A 17,627-nucleotide genomic window follows, 5' to 3' on the forward strand; every position below is an offset into this window, starting at 1 on the left:
CTGCCGCCAATCGGAACGATCCCACGTGAGAGTCAGACAGCCGCTGCTAGCTCTTGTGTTACTCGCTTCGTTTCTCGGCGGCTGCACCAGCCTCGATGTGCAACGCGAGCCGAGTCAGGCGTTGCCGGCAAGCACCTCGGCATTCGGCCGTTCGGTCCAGGCCCAGGCGGCGCCCCACGAAGGAAAATCGGGTTTTCGCCTGCTATCCGACAGCACCGAAGCCTTCACCGCCCGCGCCGAGCTGATTCGCAACGCCCAAAGCAGCCTCGACTTGCAGTACTACATCGTCCATGACGGCATCAGCACGCGCATGCTGCTGGAGGAACTGCTCAAGGCTGCCGACCGTGGCGTGCGCGTGCGCATATTGCTCGACGACACCACCAGCGATGGCCTGGACGTCACCATCGCCACCCTGGCAGCGCACCCACAAATTCAGATTCGTGTGTTCAACCCCCTGCATCTGGGTCGCAGCACCGGCGTCACACGCACCATGGGTCGCCTGTTCAACCTGTCGCGGCAACACCGGCGCATGCACAACAAGTTGTGGCTGGCCGACAACAGCATGGCCATTGTCGGCGGACGCAATCTGGGGGACGAGTACTTCGATGCCGAGCCCAAACTGAACTTCACTGACATCGACATACTCGGCGTCGGCCCGGTCGCCGAACAGCTGGGACACAGTTTCGACCAATACTGGAACAGCGCCCTGAGCAAACCGATCGATGCGTTCGTATCCAGCCAACCGACCGTTAAAGACCTGCAAAACTCCCGGACCCGGCTGGAAGAGTCCCTGGCGCAATATCGCCAGCAGAATCACGCGCTCTATCAGCAACTGATGACCTTCAAAACCGAACCGCGCCTGGACATCTGGCGCAAGGAACTGGTCTGGGCGTGGAACCAGGCGCTTTGGGATGCACCGAGCAAGATACTGGCCAAGGGCGACCCCGACCCGCAGTTGCTGTTGACCACCCAATTGGCGCCCGAACTCAAGGGCGTCAACAAAGAGCTGATCATGGTTTCGGCCTACTTCGTACCCGGACAACCGGGGTTGGTGTACCTGACCGGCCGCGCCGACGCAGGGGTCTCGGTACGGCTGCTGACCAATTCACTGGAAGCCACTGACGTACCGGCCGTACATGGCGGTTATGCACCGTATCGCAAGGCATTACTGGAGCACGGGGTGGAACTCTTCGAATTGCGTCGCCAACCCGGCGATGCAAGCGGAAGCGCACCTCGCCTGTTTTCCAGCAGCACCTATGGCGATTCCGATTCCAGCCTGCATAGCAAGGCGATCATTTTCGACCAGCAGAAAGCCTTCATCGGCTCGTTCAACTTCGATCCGCGCTCGGCACTGTGGAACACCGAAGTCGGTGTGCTGGTGGACAACCCGGAACTTGCGAAACGTGTCCGCGAGCTGGCGCTGGAGGGCATGGCGCCGCCCCTGAGTTATCAGGTACGACTGGAAAATGACCACATCGTCTGGGTCACCGAAGATGACGGCAAAATGCACACCCTGACCAGGGAACCGGGCAGTTGGTGGCGGCGCTTCAATGCCTGGCTCAGTAATACCGTCGGGCTTGAGCGGATGCTCTAGGCCGGTTCGACAACCCTACCGAACGCCCCCTGGCGCGACAGCAGAATCACCAGGCCAAGCGCCCCCGCCGCCATCAGTAACGGCAACGCATGCCCGCTGATCCATTGGCTGCCGGCACCGGCAATCAACGGCCCGAGCAGGCAACCGATCCCCCACAGCTGCGCAATGTGCGCATTGGCACGTACCAGTGCATCGTCGCGATAGCGCTCGCCGATCAGGATCAGGGACAAGGTAAACAATCCGCCGGCACTGGCACCGAACAGCACCCACAGCGGCCAGATCAGCAGCGTGTCGATCAGCAACGGGATCGCCAGGCTCGACACCAGCAGGACCATTGCGCAACCAGTGAACAAGGCACGACGCGACATGCGATCCGCCAGCGCACCGATCGGCAATTGCAGCAAGGCATCGCCCACCACCACGGTGCTGACCATCGCCAGGGCGATTTCCGTCGTAAAACCCTGACGCAGGCAATACACCGGCAACAACGTCAGGATCATCGCCTCGAACGCCGCAAACAGCGACACCGCCCAGGCGATCGCCGGCAGGCCACGGCAAAAGGTCAGCAGGTCGCCAAAGGTCACGCTGCAGGCTTCACTGCTGGGCGCACCACTGCGCCCCAGCAGCAGGAGCGGTGCCGCCACCAACAATCCGACGCCGACCCAGAAGCCGTAATCGTGATCAGTGCCCAGCACCCCCAATAAAATCGGCCCGGCCAACTGACTCAACGCGTAGCTGCTGCCGTATAACGCCACCAACCGTCCGCGCCATTCTTCGACCACCAGTTGATTGATCCAGCTTTCACCGAGGATGAAGACAAGGGTCAGAACCACCCCGATCATCAAGCGCAACACCAGCCAGATCGGGTAGCTCGGCAGCAGTGCCAGCAAACCGATCGACACGGCCCCGCCCCACAGACACAGACGCATCAGATTGGCGGTGCCGAGACGCGCCGCCAGATGACTGGAGATCTTCGCCCCCAGCAGAACGCCAATGGCCGGCATCGCCGCCATCACGCCGATGGCAAACGAACCGTAACCCCAGCTTTCCAGGCGAAACGACACCAGCGGCATGCTGACCCCCAGGGCCAGGCCGACACTCAAGACAGACGCCAACACGGCGAAATACGTCGCCCAACGCATGTTCCACGCTCCTGTGGATATTTATTTTCTACACACACAAAACACTGTGGGAGCGAGCCTGCCCGCGATGACGGAGCAACATTCAACATTGACGTCGACTGTCATACCGCAATCGCGAGCAGGCTCGCTCCCACAGGGGATTTGCGCTGAGCCCCGGCATCGCCGGGGCTCGCTTCACATTACAACTTGATCCAGGTCGCCTTCAGCTCGGTGTATTTGTCGAACGCGTGCAGCGACTTGTCACGACCGTTGCCGGACTGCTTGAAGCCACCGAACGGTGCCGTCATGTCGCCGCCATCGTACTGGTTGACCCAGACGCTACCGGCACGCAGCGCCCTGGCGGTCAGGTGAGCCTTGGAGATGTCAGTGGTCCACACTGCCGCGGCCAAACCGTAAGGCGTGTCGTTGGCGATGGCGATGGCTTCTTCGGCGGTATCGAATTCGATGACCGACAGAACCGGGCCAAAAATTTCTTCCTGGGCGATTTTCATCGCGTTGCTCACGCCATCGAAAATCGTCGGCTCAACGTAGGTGCCACCGGTTTCCTGGAGGGTACGCTTGCCACCGGCCACCAGTTTGGCGCCATCGGCGTGACCGGACTCGATGTAGGACAGCACGGTATTCATCTGCTGGGTATCCACCAGCGCGCCGACATTGGTCGCTGGGTCCAGCGGATTGCCTGGCTTCCAGGCTTTCAGAGCCTCGACTACCAGCGGCAGGAATTTGTCCTTGATAGAGCGTTCCACCAGCAGGCGCGAACCGGCGGTGCAGACTTCGCCCTGGTTGAACGCGATGGCGCCGGCCGCTGCTTCGGCAGCCGCTTGAAGGTCCGGCGCATCGGCGAACACGATGTTCGGGCTCTTGCCGCCGGCTTCCAGCCAGACGCGTTTCATGTTCGACTCACCGGAGTAGATCAGCAGTTGCTTGGCGATCTTGGTTGAACCGGTGAACACCAGGGTGTCGACGTCGTTGTGCAGGGCCAGGGCCTTGCCGACGGTGTGACCGTAGCCTGGTAACACGTTCAGCACACCTTTCGGGATGCCGGCCTGGACAGCCAGTTCAGCGATACGGATGGCGGTCAGCGGGGATTTTTCGGATGGCTTGAGGATCACCGAGTTACCGGTCGACAGCGCCGGGCCAAGTTTCCAGCAAGCCATCATCAACGGGAAGTTCCATGGGACGATGGCGCCAACCACGCCGACCGGCTCACGGGTCACCAGACCCAGTTGATCGTGCGGGGTAGCAGCGACTTCGTCGTAGATCTTGTCGATGGCTTCGCCGCTCCAGCTCAGGGCTTGCGCCGCGCCGGGAACGTCGATGTACAGGGAATCGCTGATCGGCTTGCCCATGTCCAGGGTTTCAAGCAGGGCCAGCTCTTCGGCGTGCTGTTTGAGCAGGCCAGCGAAGCGGATCATGGTGGATTTGCGTTTGGTCGGCGCCAAGCGCGACCAGACGCCGGAATTGAAGGTGGCGCGAGCGTTTTCCACGGCGCGCTGGGCATCGGCGGCGTCACAGCTGGCAATCTTGCCCAGCAGACGGCCATCGACCGGGCTGATGCACTCGAAGGTCTCGCCCGAGACGGCATCGGTGTATTCACCATTGATGTAGGCGCGGCCTTCGATCTTCAGATCGCGAGCCTTTTGTTCCCAATCGGCACGAGTCAGGGTGGTCATTCGAGTGTCCTCCTCTTATTGAATACGACACCCGCGTTCTTCGCGGGCGCTGTCAGGAATTCTGCCCGGCCAGCCTGCTTTTCGGCCTAAGGCAACCCCCACCCTAAACCAGCGACAGGTGAAGTTTCAATATATTTGACATAACGCCGGCAAACGGCCTTGCGATGTTCATTTTAATAAACATAGACTTTGCCCAAACCAACCACTCGCGTCGCATTCACGGGGGAATACAACAATGAGCATCCAGAAGATCGTCGACTTCAGCCAGGCCACCACCGCAGCCGAGCGCTATCGCCCGGACCCGGCCAGAGTACTCAAGGGCGATCCTGAGCAAGTGGTTTACAACCACTACAACAGCCCGTGTGGCCAATTGAACGCCGGCGTATGGGAAGGGGCCGTTGGCCACTGGACGGTGAATTTCACCGAGCACGAATACTGCGAAATCGTGCAGGGTGTTTCCGTATTGCGCGACCTCGATGGTAACGCCAAGACTGTGCGCGCCGGCGATCGTTTTGTCATACCGGCTGGTTTCCGTGGCACCTGGGAGGTGCTGGAGCCTTGCCGCAAGATCTATGTGGCGTTTGAGCAGAAAGCCTGAAGATTTGTGTTGTTAGAGCCGACCCCTTCGCAAGCAAGCCCGCTCCCACAGTTGATTGGTGTGAACACGGACATTGTGGGAGCGAGCCTGCTCGCGAAGGGGCCCTGACAGGCGCTGCGTAACCCACAGGCAACAAAAAAGGCCCGTATCTCGCGATACGGGCCTTTTTCGTAAGTCGGGAAAAATCAATTACTTGATTTTGCCTTCCTTGTAGATCACGTGCTTGCGAACAACCGGATCATATTTCTTGATCTCGATTTTGTCCGGAGTAGTACGCTTGTTCTTGTCGGTAGTGTAGAAGTGACCAGTACCGGCGCTCGAAATCAAACGAATCAATTCACGCATGATTAGCTCCCTTAAACCTTGCCATCGCGACGAAGTTCGGCCAGCACGACACTGATGCCACGCTTGTCGATGATGCGCATGCCTTTGGCAGATACGCGCAGACGCACAAAACGTTTCTCTTCTTCAACCCAGAAGCGGTGATGCTGCAGGTTCGGCAGGAAACGACGACGGGTTTTGTTGTTTGCGTGGGAAATGTTATTCCCAGTCACCGGACCCTTACCGGTAACTTGACAGACTCTAGACATGCCTCAGCCCTCTAAAACCACATGCCCAACCCGGCATGGGTTGGCCGCTTAATCTCTCAGTCATTTGGCGCCAGGCGCCGCGTTTCTTTAAGGGTCTTACCGGCTACACCTACAGTGAAGGAACCGGGCCCCTAGAAAAGAGCGCTGCTTTATACCAGAAAGACTAGAGAGCAACAACATTCGCTGTGCCTTGAGTTGATAAAAACCCAATTTTTCAGGCTCCGAGCGCTTTGGATAAAGGCTATTGCCGATTTCGACCGCTCGTCGCAGAGAATCCGCTCGACACGCCAACCCGGCGTTTCCCACCCGGGCACAGCAAAATCAATCGCCTATAGTCCGCTCAAAATGAAAAAGGGGATAGTCATTTGCAAAAGAGCCCACTAGGGTAGGCTTTTTCCAGACTGCACTTGCAGATGGGCCTTCGATCTGTAAAGGAATCCGACCATGCGCCTCGCTGCCTTACCGCTGTTGCTCGCCCCAATTCTGCTGAGCCCACAGGCTATGGCGGCCGCTTTGAGCGTCTGCACCGAGGCCAGCCCCGAAGGTTTCGACGTGGTGCAATACAACTCGCTGACCACCACCAACGCCTCGGCCGATGTGCTGATGAACCGCCTGGTGGACTTCGATACGGCCAGCGGCAAAGTGGTCGCCAGCCTCGCCGACAGCTGGGAAGTCAGCCCCGACGGCTTGACCTATGTGTTCAAGCTGCACCCGCAGGTCAAATTCCACCGCACCGAGTACTTCAGCCCGACGCGTGAGTTGACAGCCGAAGACGTGAAATTCAGCTTCGACCGCATGCTCGACCCGGCCAATCCATGGCACAAGGTCGCCCAAAGTGGCTTCCCCCATGCGCAATCAATGCAATTGCCAGCGCTGATCAACAAAATCGACGCCCTCGACCCGCTGACCGTGCGCTTCACTCTGGATCATCCGGATTCGACCTTCCTCGCGACCCTGAGCATGGGATTCGCCTCGATCTACTCGGCCGAGTACGCCGATACATTGCTCAAGGCAGGCACCCCGGAGAAGCTCAACAGCCAGCCAATTGGCAGCGGCCCGTTCGTTTTCACGCGTTTCCAGAAAGACGCCTCCATTCGCTACAAGGCCAACCCGGATTACTTCCGTGGCAAGCCTTCGGTAGACCCGCTGATCTTCGCCATCACCCCGGACGCCAACGTGCGCTTGCAGAAATTGCGTCGCAATGAATGCCAGATTGCCCTGTCGCCCAAGCCGCTGGACGTACAGGCAGCACTCAAGGAACCGACCCTGAAAGTGGAAAAGACTGACGCGTTCATGACCGCATTCGTCGGCATCAACAGTCAGCATCCACCGCTGGACAAGCCTGAAGTGCGCCAGGCAATCAACCTCGCCTTCGACAAGGCCAATTATGTCAAAGCCGTGTTCGAAGACACCGCCGAGCCTGCCAACGGCCCCTACCCGCCCAATACCTGGAGCTACGCCAAAAACCTGCCGGGCTACCCCCATGACGTGGAGAAAGCCAAGGCATTGATGGCCAAGGCCGGGCTCAAGGACGGTTTTCAGACCACGATCTGGACTCGCCCCTCGGGCAGCCTGCTGAACCCCAACCCGAGCCTTGGCGCCCAACTGCTGCAGTCCGACCTCGCGGAGATCGGCATTCAAGCCGAGATCCGCGTGATCGAATGGGGCGAACTGATTCGCCGCGCCAAGGCCGGTGAACATGACCTGCTGTTCATGGGCTGGGCTGGTGACAACGGCGACCCGGACAACTTCCTCACGCCACAGTTTTCCTGCGCCGCGGTCAAGTCCGGCACCAACTTCGCGCGCTACTGCAACCCGGACCTGGACAAACTCATCAGCGCCGGCAAGACCACCGGCGAGCAAGGTGTGCGCACCAAGCTCTACGAACAGGCCCAGACGCAAATCCAGCAACAGGCGCTGTGGCTGCCCCTGGCCCACCCGACTGCCTTTGCCCTGACGCGCAAGGATGTCGAGGGTTACTCGGTCAGCCCGTTCGGGCGTCAGGATTACTCGAAGGTCAACATCAAGTAGTCCGCAACGACACACGTCCCTGTGGGAGCGGGCTTGCCCGTTCCCACAGGGTTTTGCATTCCCCGCCAGAGCTACATCCACCCATACTCCGCCATTGAAAGCGGATCGCCGTCGCCGATGATGAAATGGTCAAGCACCCGCACATCGATCAGTTCCAAAGCCTTTTGCAAGCGCTTGGTCAGCGAGCGATCGGCCTGACTAGGGGTGGAGTTACCCGACGGGTGGTTGTGGCACAGAATCAGGGCGGCGGCATTGTGAGCCAGTGCGCGCTTGACCACTTCTCGTGGATGAACGCTGGTGTTGTCGATGGAGCCACGAAATAGCGCCTCAAAGGTCAACACCTGGTGTTTCGAATCCAGAAACAGACAACCGAACACCTCATGTGGCTCATGACGCAACATCGCCTTGAGGTATTCACGTACCGCATGTGGGTTCTCGAGCGCTGGTTTATGGCGCAATCGCTCGGCCAGATGTCGCCGACTCATTTCCAGCACCGCCTGCAACTGTGCGAATTTTGCCGGCCCCAGCCCCAACTGCGTGCTGAACGCCGTGAGATCTGCCTCCAACAGCGACCGCAGGCTGCCAAACCGGCCCAGCAGATGCCGCGCCAGGTCCACCGCGCTTTTGCCGGATACACCGGTTCGTAAAAAAATTGCCAGCAACTCGGCATCCGAAAGGCTTGCCGGTCCCTGCTCAAGAAGCTTTTCCCGCGGCCGCTCCGCCGCCGGCCAATCGCGAATACTCATAGCACCTCCCTGTCTGTGGGCGCCGCTGTTCCGTAGCGGTCGCTGTGATATCGTAGCCCATCTTTTTTGCGGGCGAATTCACCCTGGGGAGGGGGTTTCGCTACGTATGTCACTCACGAATTGAAAGGCAGGCCTATGCAGCGGCTGTATCGGAAACGCATTGTTCTGGGCGTCGGCGGCGGCATTGCTGCCTACAAGAGCGCCGATCTGGTTCGCCGCCTGATGGACCAGGGCGCCGAAGTGCGCGTGGTCATGACCCGTGGCGGCGCCGAGTTCATCACCCCGCTGACCATGCAGGCCCTGTCCGGGCACCCTGTGCATCTGGATTTGCTGGACCCGGCGGCCGAGGCAGCCATGGGCCATATCGAGCTGGCCAAATGGGCTGACCTGGTGCTGATCGCCCCCGCCACCGCCGACCTGATTGCCCGGCTGGCCCAAGGCATTGCCGACGATCTGCTGACCACGCTGGTGCTGGCCACCGACGCGGTGGTCGCCGTTGCCCCGGCGATGAACCAGGCCATGTGGCGCGACCCGGCGACCCAAGCCAACCTGCAAACCCTTGAAAGCCGCGACCTGAAAGTCTTCGGACCGGCCTCAGGCAGCCAGGCCTGCGGCGATGTCGGCCTGGGCCGCATGCTCGAAGCCACCGATCTGGCCCAACTCGCCGCGGACTGCTTCCAGCGCCAGGCGCTGACCGGCAAACACGTGCTGATCACCGCCGGCCCGACCCAGGAAAACATCGATCCGGTGCGCTACATCACCAACCACAGCTCCGGAAAAATGGGCTTTGCCCTGGCCGAAGCGGCGGTTGAAGCCGGCGCCCGCGTGACCCTGATCACCGGCCCGGTGCACCTGCCGACCCCGGATCGCGTCACCCGTATCGATGTGGTCAGTGCCCGCGACATGCTGGCCGCCTGCGAAGCTGCGATCCCTTGCGACCTGTTCATCGCCTCCGCTGCGGTCGCCGATTACCGCCCGGAAGTCGTCGCGCCACAGAAACTCAAGAAAGATCCTACGAACGGCGACGGCTTGTTGCTACAAATGGTGCGCAACCCGGACATCCTGGCCAGCATCGCCACGCGCCCTGACCGCCCGTTCAGTGTTGGTTTCGCCGCCGAAACCGAACACCTGCTCGACTACGCCGCCCGCAAGTTGAAAGACAAGAATCTCGATTTGATCGTCGCCAACGACGTTGCCAACCCGAGCATTGGCTTCAACAGCGAAGAAAACGCCTGCAGCGTGATCGACCGCCAGCTACACGCCACACTTTTCGCCCAGACCAGCAAGAGCAAGATTGCTCGCCAGCTGATCACTTTTATCGCCGAACGTCTGAACCAGGTTTAATTTACATGCACGCTTTGCAAGCCAAGATCCTCGACCCCCGCATCGGTACCGAATTCCCGCTGCCGCAATACGCCACACCGGGCTCCGCCGGCCTCGACCTGCGCGCCATGCTGGAGCAGGACACCGTGATCAAGCCGGGTGAAACCGTGCTGATCCCTACCGGCCTGTCGGTCTACATCGGTGATCCGAACCTGGCGGCGCTGATTCTGCCGCGTTCGGGAATGGGCCATAAGCACGGTATCGTGCTGGGTAACCTGGTCGGTCTGATCGACTCGGATTACCAGGGCCCGCTGATGGTTTCGTGCTGGAACCGTGGCCAGACCGAATTCACCATGCCGGTCGGCGAACGCCTGGCGCAACTGGTGCTGGTGCCGGTGGTACAGGCTCATTTCGAAATGGTTGAAGAGTTTGTTGAAACCGAGCGCGGCACTGGCGGTTTCGGCCATACCGGTACCCGTTGAACCGATCACGCTCTTTCGTGGCGGGGGAGCCTGCGCCCTCGCCACAAAATTCAAATTGTCATCTGCAAGGCTCAGCACCGAAAATCAAGGCGCTAAGCGGCCAAACCCTTGCCCTCTGGGGCGTCATGGCCCTTTCACACCACGAACTCTCTGTGGAAAACGCCGTCATACCTTTCAGTTTGAACCTGCCGTCGAATGACTCGGCGTCCTGTCCAGCCACTTTCGAGATGGAGCATTTCCACAGATGAACACCCCGGCCAAAATCGCACCCAAGTTCCCCGACAGCATCTTCCGCGCCTATGACATTCGCGGCACCGTGCCGGAATTCCTGAACGCTGAAACCGCTTACTGGATCGGCCGCGCCGTCGGCTCGCAAAGCCTGGCCCAAGGCGAACCGAACGTGTCTGTTGGTCGCGATGGCCGCTTGTCCGGCCCGGAACTGGTCGCCCAACTGATCAAAGGCATCGCCGACAGCGGCTGCCACGTCAGTGACGTCGGCCTGGTCCCGACTCCGGCGCTCTACTACGCCGCCAACGTGCTCGCCGGCAAATCCGGCGTGATGCTCACCGGCAGCCACAACCCGTCGAACTACAACGGCTTCAAAATCGTCATTGCCGGCGACACCCTGGCCAACGAGCAGATCCAGGCCCTGCACGACCGACTCAAGAACAACGACCTGAGCAGCGGCAAGGGCAGCATCACCAAGGTCGAGATCCTCGACCGCTATAACACCGAAATCGTCCAGGACATCAAACTGGCCCGCCGCCTGAAAGTCGTCGTCGACTGCGGCAACGGCGCGGCCGGCGTGATCGCCCCGCAACTGATCGAAGCGCTGAACTGCGAAGTCATCCCGCTGTTCTGCGAAGTCGATGGCAACTTCCCGAACCACCACCCGGACCCGGGCAAGCCCGAAAACCTCGTGGACCTGATCAACAAGGTCAAGGAAACCAAGGCTGACATCGGCCTGGCCTTCGACGGCGACGGTGACCGCGTCGGCGTGGTGACCAATACCGGCAGCATCGTCTACCCGGACCGCCTGCTGATGCTGTTCGCCCGCGACGTCGTGGCGCGCAACCCTGGCGCCGAGATCATCTTCGACGTCAAATGCACCCGCCGCCTGATCCCGCTCATCAAGGAGTACGGCGGCCGCTCGCTAATGTGGAAGACCGGTCACTCGTTGATCAAAAAGAAAATGAAACAATCCGGCGCCCTGTTGGCCGGCGAAATGAGCGGGCACATCTTTTTCAAGGAGCGCTGGTTCGGTTTCGACGACGGCATTTACAGCGCCGCGCGGTTGCTCGAGATCCTCAGCAAGGAAAAATCCACCGCGGAAGAGCTGTTCGCCACCTTCCCGAACGATATTTCTACGCCGGAAATCAATATCCATGTGACCGAAGAGAGCAAATTCAGCATCATTGATGCACTGCACGACGCACAGTGGGGCACAGGCGCCGACCTGACCACCATTGACGGCGTGCGAGTCGACTATGCCAAAGGCTGGGGCCTGGTTCGCGCCTCCAACACCACACCGGTGCTGGTGCTGCGCTTCGAGGCCGATGACGAGGCTGAATTGCAACGCATCAAGGACGTCTTCCGTGTCCAGTTGAAGCGTGTTGCACCTGATCTCCAACTACCGTTCTGATTCACCCGGAGCCCTGAATGACCCTCGAACGCGAAGCCGCCGCCAACACCGCCAAGGTCCTGTCCGAAGCGCTGCCTTACATTCGCCGCTATGTCGGCAAGACGCTGGTGATCAAATACGGCGGCAACGCGATGGAAAGCGAGGAGCTGAAAACCGGCTTCGCCCGCGACATCGTGCTGATGAAAGCCGTCGGCATCAACCCGGTCGTGGTTCATGGCGGCGGCCCGCAAATCGGTGACTTGCTCAAGCGCCTGTCGATCGAGAGCCACTTTGTCGACGGCATGCGCGTCACCGACGCCGCGACCATGGACGTGGTGGAAATGGTCCTCGGCGGTCAGGTCAACAAGGACATCGTCAACCTGATCAACCGTCATGGCGGCAGCGCCATCGGCCTGACCGGTAAAGACGCCGAGCTGATTCGCGCCAAGAAACTCACCGTCACCCGCCAGACCCCGGAGATGACCCAGCCGGAAATCATCGACATCGGTCACGTCGGCGAAGTGGTCGGGATCAACACCGACCTGCTGAACCTGCTGGTCAAAGGCGATTTCATTCCGGTGATCGCTCCAATCGGCGTTGGCGAAAACGGCGAGTCGTACAACATCAACGCTGACCTGGTAGCCGGCAAAGTGGCCGAGGCGCTGAAAGCCGAGAAGCTGATGTTACTCACCAACATCGCCGGCCTGATGGACAAGTCGGGCAAGGTCCTGACCGGCCTGAGCACGCAACAGGTCGACGATCTGATCGCCGACGGCACCATCTACGGCGGCATGCTGCCGAAGATCCGTTGCGCGCTGGAAGCGGTCCAGGGCGGCGTGGGCAGCTCGCTGATCATCGACGGCCGCGTGCCGAATGCGATCCTGCTGGAAATCTTCACCGATACCGGCGTGGGCACCCTGATCAGCAATCGCAAGCGTCCGTAAGCGATAGCGCAAATAAAAAGACCCCGCTCAGCCTGGCTGAGCGGGGTCTTTTTGTGTTCGCTGTTCCTTGTGGGAGCAAGGCTTGCCCGCGATGAACGATAACGCGGTGCCACTGACACACCGCGGGCGCATCAATCGCGGGCAAGCCTTGCTCCCACAGGTCCGCGGCTAAACGCCGAATTGGGCGCGGTAGGCTTCCACGGCAGGCAAATGCTGCTTGAGCTGCGGATCGTCAGCCAGGAATTCCAGCACCTGGTTCAACGAAACAATGCTGATCACCGGAATACCGAAGTCGCGCTCCACTTCCTGGATCGCCGACAACTCACCGTTGCCGCGCTCCTGACGGTTCAGCGCAATCAACACGCCGGCAGCCTTGGCGCCGTCCTGGGAAGCGATGATCTGCATCACTTCACGGATGGCGGTGCCGGCGGTGATCACGTCGTCGATGATCAAAACGTCGCCAGTCAGCGGGGCGCCAACCAGACTTCCGCCTTCGCCGTGGGCCTTGGCTTCCTTGCGGTTGAAGCACCATGGCAGGTCACGGTTGTGATGTTCGGCCAGTGCCACCGCAGTGGTCGCCGCCAAGGGAATGCCCTTGTAGGCCGGACCGAACAGAACATCGAAGGGAATGCCGCTCTCGGCAATGGCTGCGGCGTAGAAACGCCCCAGCTGCGCCAGGGCCGAACCCGAGTTGAACAGGCCCGCATTGAAGAAGTAAGGACTGGTGCGCCCGGACTTCAGGGTGAACTCACCGAAGCGCAAAACGCCGCGATCGATGGCAAAACGAATGAAATCGCGCTGATACGCTTGCATGAAAAAAACCCCAAATACCACGGATTTAGCTAATTAGCTTGACGCCGTGTATCATACACGCACGCGATTTTTGGGGCCATTTATGCGGATCATCAGTGTGAACGTCAATGGTATTCAGGCTGCAGTCGAGCGAGGTTTGCTCAGTTGGCTGCAAGCACAGAATGCCGACGTCATCTGCCTGCAGGACACCCGTGCCTCCGCCTTTGAACTGGATGACCCAGCCTTCCAACTGGATGGCTACTTCCTTTATGCCTGCGATGCTGAAGTCCCTGCCCAAGGCGGCGTGGCTTTGTATTCGCGGTTGCAACCGAAGGCTGTCATCAGCGGTCTCGGTTTCGAGACGGCCGACCGCTACGGGCGCTACCTGCAAGCCGATTTCGACAAAGTCAGTATTGCAACCCTGTTGCTTCCATCGGGTATGAACGGCGATGAAGACTTGAACCAGAAGTTCAAGCTCATGGACGACTTCGCCAAGTACCTGGACAAGCAACGGCGCAAACGCCGCGAGTACATTTATTGTGGCTCGCTGTACGTGGCGCAACAGAAGCTGGATATCAAGAACTGGCGCGACAGCCAGCAATCCCCGGGCTTCCTGGCGCCTGAACGCGCCTGGATGGACGAGATTGTCGGCAACATGGGTTACGTCGATGCCCTGCGTGAAGTCAGCCGCGAAGGCGATCAGTACAGCTGGTGGCCGGACAACGAACAGGCCGAAATGCTCAACCTGGGCTGGCGCTTCGACTATCAGCTGCTGACTCCGGGCCTGCGCCGCTTCGTACGCAGCGCACGCTTGCCACGTCAGCCGCGGTTCTCGCAACACGCGCCACTGATCGTGGACTACGACTGGACGCTGACCATCTAAGCGTCAGATACAAAAAAGCCGACAGCGATGTCGGCTTTTTTGTGCGCGCCTGTTTTCTGTAGGAGCAAAGCTTGCTCGCGATGAACGATGACGCGGTGTATCTGATGAACCGCGGCGCCTGGATCGCGAGCAAGCTTTGCTCCTACAGGACCGTGGTCACTATTTGATCAGTCGCCAGGTGAATGGATACCGGTAAGGGAAACCTTCATTGGCCTTTACGCCAGCAATGATGGTCAGCACCAGCGCACCGATGGCAATCAAGCCAAACAGGAAGAACCCGATAATCACCACCATCAGCAGGAAGCAGATAGCCGAGGCGATCGCGACGGTGATCTGGAAGTTCAGCGCTTCCTTGCCCTGGGCATCGATGAACGGGTCCATCTCGCGCTTCATCTGCCACAGAATCAACGGGCCGATCAGCGTGCCGAACGGAATCCAGATCCCCAGCAAGGCGGACAAGTGACAAAACATCGCCCACTGCCGAACCTCTTTGCTTGGGGCGGGAAGCAGCTGTTGCTCGTCACTCATGGCGTCCTCCTTGTCCGTGGCGATCCGATCAGTCAGCCAGTGCAGCCTTTTGCAGATCGAAGATTTCGTTCATGCCTTTCTTCGCCAGTTCCAGCATGGCGTTCAGCTCTTCAGGCTGGAACGGTGCGCCTTCTGCAGTACCCTGGACTTCGATGAAGCCGCCAGTGCTGGTCATTACCACGTTCAGGTCAGTCTCGGCAGCCGAGTCTTCCAGGTAGTCAAGGTCGAGTACCGGCTCCCCCTGGTACATGCCGACCGAAACGGCACCGATCATTTGTTTCAGCGGGTCGCCACCTTTCAGGCCGCCGCGCTTCTTGATCACTTTCAGGGCATCGACCAGGGCAACCATGGCACCGGTGATGGACGCGGTACGAGTGCCGCCGTCGGCCTGGATCACGTCGCAATCGACGTACAGGGTGACGTCGCCCAGCTTGGACATGTCCAGCGCAGCGCGCAGGGAACGGCCGATCAGGCGCTGGATTTCCAGGGTACGACCGCCCTGCTTGCCGCGGCTCGCTTCGCGCTGGTTACGCTCGCCGGTGGCACGCGGGAGCATGCCGTACTCAGCGGTCAACCAACCCTGCCCCTGCCCCTTGAGGAAGCGCGGCACGCCGTTTTCGACGCTGACGGTGCAGATGACCTTGGTATCACCGAACTCGACCAGTACAGATCCCTCGGCGTGTTTGGTGTAGTTGCGGGTAATGCGGATCGAGCGGAGCTGATCGGCAGCGCGACCACTTGGACGTTTCATAAGGGATACCTGTACGGGGACGGAAAACTGCGGAGCATTATAGAGCTGCCAGCCGCGCCTGGGCACTTCTAAAAAAATCCTCCGACGACCGAGGGCTCTGAACAGCCCGTCGCCGACGGTCTGCAGCCCTTTGTCACACCGTGTGTTTGGGCGCATCCACGCCACTGCGCTACAATCCTGCGCCTTTGCTGCCAGTCGGCTTAAATTCATTGATATCGGGTTGCCGGAATGTCCTTCCGGGCCGATCTGCATTGCGAGGTACCTCCATGGTGCACAGCATGACCGCCTTCGCCCGCGTCGAAAAAGCCGGCGTCCAGGGCACCCTGAGCTGGGAACTGCGCTCGGTCAACAGCCGCTACCTGGAACCCCACCTGCGTTTGCCGGAGTCCTTTCGCGACCTCGAAGGCGCTGTGCGCGAGGCGCTGCGCCAGGGCGTGTCCCGGGGCAAGCTTGAATGCACCCTGCGTTTCACCGAAGAAAACACCGGCAAACCGCTGCAAGTGGACCAGGCACGCGCCGCGCAACTGGTCGCCGCCGCCGAGACTGTCGCCAGCCTGATCAAAAATCCGGCAGCGCTGAACCCGCTCGAAGTCCTGGCCTGGCCCGGCGTACTGGTGGGCGACGCGACTGATCCGCAAGCCTTGAACGCCGAAGCGCTGGCGCTGTTCAACCAGGGCCTGAAGGAGCTCAAGGCCGGTCGCGAGCGCGAAGGCGCGGAGCTGGCGCGGTTGATCGACGATCGTCTGACGTCGATTGAAGAAGACGTGGTGACCCTGCGCGAACTGGTTCCGCAGATGCTCGCCACCCAGCGCCAGAAAGTGCTCGATCGCTTTGCCGACATGAAGGCCGAGATGGATCCGCAGCGCCTGGAGCAGGAAATGGTCATGCTCGCGCAAAAAAGCGACGTCGCCGAAGAACTGGATCGCCTGAGCACTCACATCATCGAAGTACGCCGGGTGCTCAAGTCCGGCGGCGCTGCCGGTCGGCGCCTGGACTTCCTGATGCAGGAACTCAATCGCGAAGCCAACACACTGGGCTCCAAAGCCTTCGACCCGCGCAGCACACAAGCGGCGGTCAACCTCAAGGTGTTGATCGAGCAAATGCGCGAACAAGTGCAGAATATTGAGTAAGGCATACCCGACATGACCCACAGCACCGGCACCCTGTACATCATTTCCGCGCCATCGGGCGCGGGCAAGAGCAGCCTGGTCAAGGCCCTGACCGACGCCGATCCGGAAATCCGCGTTTCAGTCTCCCACACCACCCGCGCCATGCGCCCCGGTGAAGTGGACGGCGTGAACTATCACTTCGTGACCCGCGAAGAGTTCGTGAAGATGGGCGAGCACGGCGACTTCCTCGAACGCGCCGAAGTCTTTGGCAACTTTTACGGCACCTCGCAAAGCCGCCTGCAGCAGACACTGGACGAAGGTCACGACCTGATCCTTGAAATCGACTGGCAAGGCGCCGAGCAAGTGCGCAAGCTGATGCCGCAGGCACGCTCGATCTTCATTCTGCCGCCGTCGCTCCAGGCTTTGCACCAACGCCTGACCAACCGCGGCCAGGACAGTGACGAGATCATCGACGGCCGCATGCGTGAAGCCGTCAGCGAAATGAGCCACTACGTCGACTACGACTACCTGATCATCAACGATGACTTCGCCCACGCCCTGCACGACCTGAAGGCGATTTTCCGCGCCAATCAGCTGCAACAGAAACGCCAACAGGTGCGTTTCGGCAAATTGCTGGCTGAATTGCTCGGTTAATCAGCTCTTCCCAAAACCGTTGCAAGGGCTTTACATTGGCACTTGCAGCGCGTTGAAGGGCTTGGTCAAAAAATCAGCGCTTCCCTAATCGCTGGTGATTTTTTAAACTGTTGAGTCCGCTCGCCCATCCGGGCAGCGCGCATATTGCATTTGCTACGAGGAAGAC

At 60.0% G+C, this 17,627-nt stretch carries 17 protein-coding genes and 1 pseudogene; 10 read left to right on the forward strand and 8 right to left on the reverse strand.

The window, feature by feature from the left end:
* Positions 1–25: 25 nt before the first annotated feature.
* Positions 26–1,594, forward strand: a complete 1,569-nt coding sequence (locus tag BJ917_RS20465) for a phospholipase D family protein (RefSeq protein WP_121104284.1) — start codon at positions 26–28, stop codon at positions 1,592–1,594.
* On the opposite strand, the gene BJ917_RS20470 is transcribed toward BJ917_RS20465, so the two are convergent.
* Together BJ917_RS20470 and BJ917_RS20475 are read right to left on the reverse strand one after the other, a co-directional pair.
* Positions 1,591–2,736: an MFS transporter gene (locus BJ917_RS20470; protein WP_121104286.1), complete on the reverse strand. Its 1,146-nt coding sequence runs from the start codon at positions 2,734–2,736 to the stop codon at positions 1,591–1,593. The two genes, BJ917_RS20465 and BJ917_RS20470, sit on opposite strands and share 4 nt — an antisense overlap.
* Before the next feature lie 179 nt (positions 2,737–2,915).
* Positions 2,916–4,409: an aldehyde dehydrogenase gene (locus BJ917_RS20475; protein ID WP_121104288.1), complete on the reverse strand. Its 1,494-nt coding sequence runs from the start codon at positions 4,407–4,409 to the stop codon at positions 2,916–2,918.
* Positions 4,410–4,644: 235 nt separating this feature from the next.
* On the opposite strand from BJ917_RS20475, the gene BJ917_RS20480 reads away from it, so the two are divergent.
* Positions 4,645–5,007 (forward strand): cupin domain-containing protein, encoded by a 363-nt coding sequence (locus tag BJ917_RS20480; RefSeq protein ID WP_096514236.1) that lies wholly within the window; start codon positions 4,645–4,647, stop codon positions 5,005–5,007.
* Between the two features lie 189 nt (positions 5,008–5,196).
* Here the strand turns inward: BJ917_RS20480 and rpmG are convergent, their stop codons facing one another.
* Positions 5,197–5,352 (reverse strand): 50S ribosomal protein L33, encoded by a 156-nt coding sequence (gene rpmG / locus BJ917_RS20485; protein ID WP_003177274.1) that lies wholly within the window; start codon positions 5,350–5,352, stop codon positions 5,197–5,199.
* A gap of 11 nt (positions 5,353–5,363) precedes the next feature.
* The gene (gene rpmB, locus BJ917_RS20490; RefSeq protein ID WP_003177273.1) at positions 5,364–5,597 is read right to left on the reverse strand and encodes a 50S ribosomal protein L28; all 234 of its coding nucleotides are present in this window, start codon (positions 5,595–5,597) and stop codon (positions 5,364–5,366) included.
* A gap of 444 nt (positions 5,598–6,041) precedes the next feature.
* On the opposite strand from rpmB, the gene BJ917_RS20495 reads away from it, so the two are divergent.
* The gene (locus BJ917_RS20495; RefSeq protein WP_096514235.1) at positions 6,042–7,628 is read left to right on the forward strand and encodes an ABC transporter substrate-binding protein; all 1,587 of its coding nucleotides are present in this window, start codon (positions 6,042–6,044) and stop codon (positions 7,626–7,628) included.
* A gap of 71 nt (positions 7,629–7,699) precedes the next feature.
* On the opposite strand, the gene radC is transcribed toward BJ917_RS20495, so the two are convergent.
* Complete coding sequence (gene radC, locus BJ917_RS20500; RefSeq protein ID WP_096514234.1) at positions 7,700–8,374, reverse strand: DNA repair protein RadC; 675 nt, start codon at positions 8,372–8,374, stop codon at positions 7,700–7,702.
* A 135-nt stretch (positions 8,375–8,509) separates the two neighbouring features.
* On the opposite strand from radC, the gene coaBC reads away from it, so the two are divergent.
* The 4 genes and pseudogenes from coaBC (at position 8,510) to argB (ending at position 12,744) form a co-directional block, all read left to right on the forward strand.
* A complete protein-coding gene (coaBC, locus tag BJ917_RS20505; protein WP_121104290.1) occupies positions 8,510–9,718 on the forward strand; it encodes a bifunctional phosphopantothenoylcysteine decarboxylase/phosphopantothenate--cysteine ligase CoaBC in 1,209 nt (402 codons plus the stop codon).
* Between the two features lie 5 nt (positions 9,719–9,723).
* Positions 9,724–10,179, forward strand: coding sequence for a dUTP diphosphatase (gene dut / locus BJ917_RS20510; protein ID WP_007975171.1), 456 nt, complete (start codon positions 9,724–9,726; stop codon positions 10,177–10,179).
* A gap of 265 nt (positions 10,180–10,444) precedes the next feature.
* Positions 10,445–11,821 (forward strand): annotated as a pseudogene (locus tag BJ917_RS20515) (phosphomannomutase/phosphoglucomutase); the annotation flags it as partial.
* A 17-nt stretch (positions 11,822–11,838) separates the two neighbouring features.
* The gene (argB, locus tag BJ917_RS20520; RefSeq protein ID WP_096514231.1) at positions 11,839–12,744 is read left to right on the forward strand and encodes an acetylglutamate kinase; all 906 of its coding nucleotides are present in this window, start codon (positions 11,839–11,841) and stop codon (positions 12,742–12,744) included.
* A 168-nt stretch (positions 12,745–12,912) separates the two neighbouring features.
* Here argB and pyrE read toward each other — a convergent pair whose 3' ends face one another.
* Positions 12,913–13,557 carry an orotate phosphoribosyltransferase gene (gene pyrE / locus BJ917_RS20525; protein WP_011336558.1) on the reverse strand — a complete coding sequence of 215 codons (645 nt, stop codon included), beginning with the start codon at positions 13,555–13,557 and terminating at the stop codon, positions 12,913–12,915.
* Positions 13,558–13,639: 82 nt separating this feature from the next.
* Here pyrE and BJ917_RS20530 point away from each other — a divergent pair, with 82 nt between their 5' ends.
* Entirely contained in the window at positions 13,640–14,419 is a 780-nt protein-coding gene (locus tag BJ917_RS20530; RefSeq protein WP_053163881.1) for an exodeoxyribonuclease III, read from the forward strand.
* A 159-nt stretch (positions 14,420–14,578) separates the two neighbouring features.
* Here the strand turns inward: BJ917_RS20530 and BJ917_RS20535 are convergent, their stop codons facing one another.
* Positions 14,579–14,947, reverse strand: coding sequence for a DUF4870 domain-containing protein (locus BJ917_RS20535; protein WP_096514230.1), 369 nt, complete (start codon positions 14,945–14,947; stop codon positions 14,579–14,581).
* A gap of 28 nt (positions 14,948–14,975) precedes the next feature.
* Positions 14,976–15,698, reverse strand: coding sequence for a ribonuclease PH (rph, locus tag BJ917_RS20540; protein WP_047535109.1), 723 nt, complete (start codon positions 15,696–15,698; stop codon positions 14,976–14,978).
* A gap of 266 nt (positions 15,699–15,964) precedes the next feature.
* Here rph and BJ917_RS20545 point away from each other — a divergent pair, with 266 nt between their 5' ends.
* Positions 15,965–16,828 (forward strand): YicC/YloC family endoribonuclease, encoded by an 864-nt coding sequence (locus BJ917_RS20545; protein WP_096514229.1) that lies wholly within the window; start codon positions 15,965–15,967, stop codon positions 16,826–16,828.
* Between the two features lie 12 nt (positions 16,829–16,840).
* A complete protein-coding gene (gmk, locus tag BJ917_RS20550; protein ID WP_121104294.1) occupies positions 16,841–17,461 on the forward strand; it encodes a guanylate kinase in 621 nt (206 codons plus the stop codon).
* Positions 17,462–17,627: the final 166 nt, after the last annotated feature.

Origin of the sequence: Pseudomonas sp. WPR_5_2 (assembly GCF_003634475.1) — a bacterium.
Lineage (GTDB): Bacteria > Pseudomonadota > Gammaproteobacteria > Pseudomonadales > Pseudomonadaceae > Aquipseudomonas > Aquipseudomonas izuensis.

Coding starts and splice junctions, on each gene's coding strand:
- rph (WP_047535109.1), bottom strand. CDS start 15,698: ATGAAACGTCCAAGTGGTCGCGCTGCCGATCAGCTCCGCTCGATCCGC.
- BJ917_RS20530 (WP_053163881.1), top strand. CDS start 13,640: ATGCGGATCATCAGTGTGAACGTCAATGGTATTCAGGCTGCAGTCGAG.
- gmk (WP_121104294.1), top strand. CDS start 16,841: ATGACCCACAGCACCGGCACCCTGTACATCATTTCCGCGCCATCGGGC.
- BJ917_RS20495 (WP_096514235.1), top strand. CDS start 6,042: ATGCGCCTCGCTGCCTTACCGCTGTTGCTCGCCCCAATTCTGCTGAGC.
- rpmG (WP_003177274.1), bottom strand. CDS start 5,352: ATGCGTGAATTGATTCGTTTGATTTCGAGCGCCGGTACTGGTCACTTC.
- BJ917_RS20535 (WP_096514230.1), bottom strand. CDS start 14,947: ATGAGTGACGAGCAACAGCTGCTTCCCGCCCCAAGCAAAGAGGTTCGG.
- BJ917_RS20480 (WP_096514236.1), top strand. CDS start 4,645: ATGAGCATCCAGAAGATCGTCGACTTCAGCCAGGCCACCACCGCAGCC.
- radC (WP_096514234.1), bottom strand. CDS start 8,374: ATGAGTATTCGCGATTGGCCGGCGGCGGAGCGGCCGCGGGAAAAGCTT.
- BJ917_RS20470 (WP_121104286.1), bottom strand. CDS start 2,736: ATGCGTTGGGCGACGTATTTCGCCGTGTTGGCGTCTGTCTTGAGTGTC.
- BJ917_RS20545 (WP_096514229.1), top strand. CDS start 15,965: ATGGTGCACAGCATGACCGCCTTCGCCCGCGTCGAAAAAGCCGGCGTC.
- coaBC (WP_121104290.1), top strand. CDS start 8,510: ATGCAGCGGCTGTATCGGAAACGCATTGTTCTGGGCGTCGGCGGCGGC.
- dut (WP_007975171.1), top strand. CDS start 9,724: ATGCACGCTTTGCAAGCCAAGATCCTCGACCCCCGCATCGGTACCGAA.
- BJ917_RS20475 (WP_121104288.1), bottom strand. CDS start 4,409: ATGACCACCCTGACTCGTGCCGATTGGGAACAAAAGGCTCGCGATCTG.
- rpmB (WP_003177273.1), bottom strand. CDS start 5,597: ATGTCTAGAGTCTGTCAAGTTACCGGTAAGGGTCCGGTGACTGGGAAT.
- argB (WP_096514231.1), top strand. CDS start 11,839: ATGACCCTCGAACGCGAAGCCGCCGCCAACACCGCCAAGGTCCTGTCC.
- pyrE (WP_011336558.1), bottom strand. CDS start 13,557: ATGCAAGCGTATCAGCGCGATTTCATTCGTTTTGCCATCGATCGCGGC.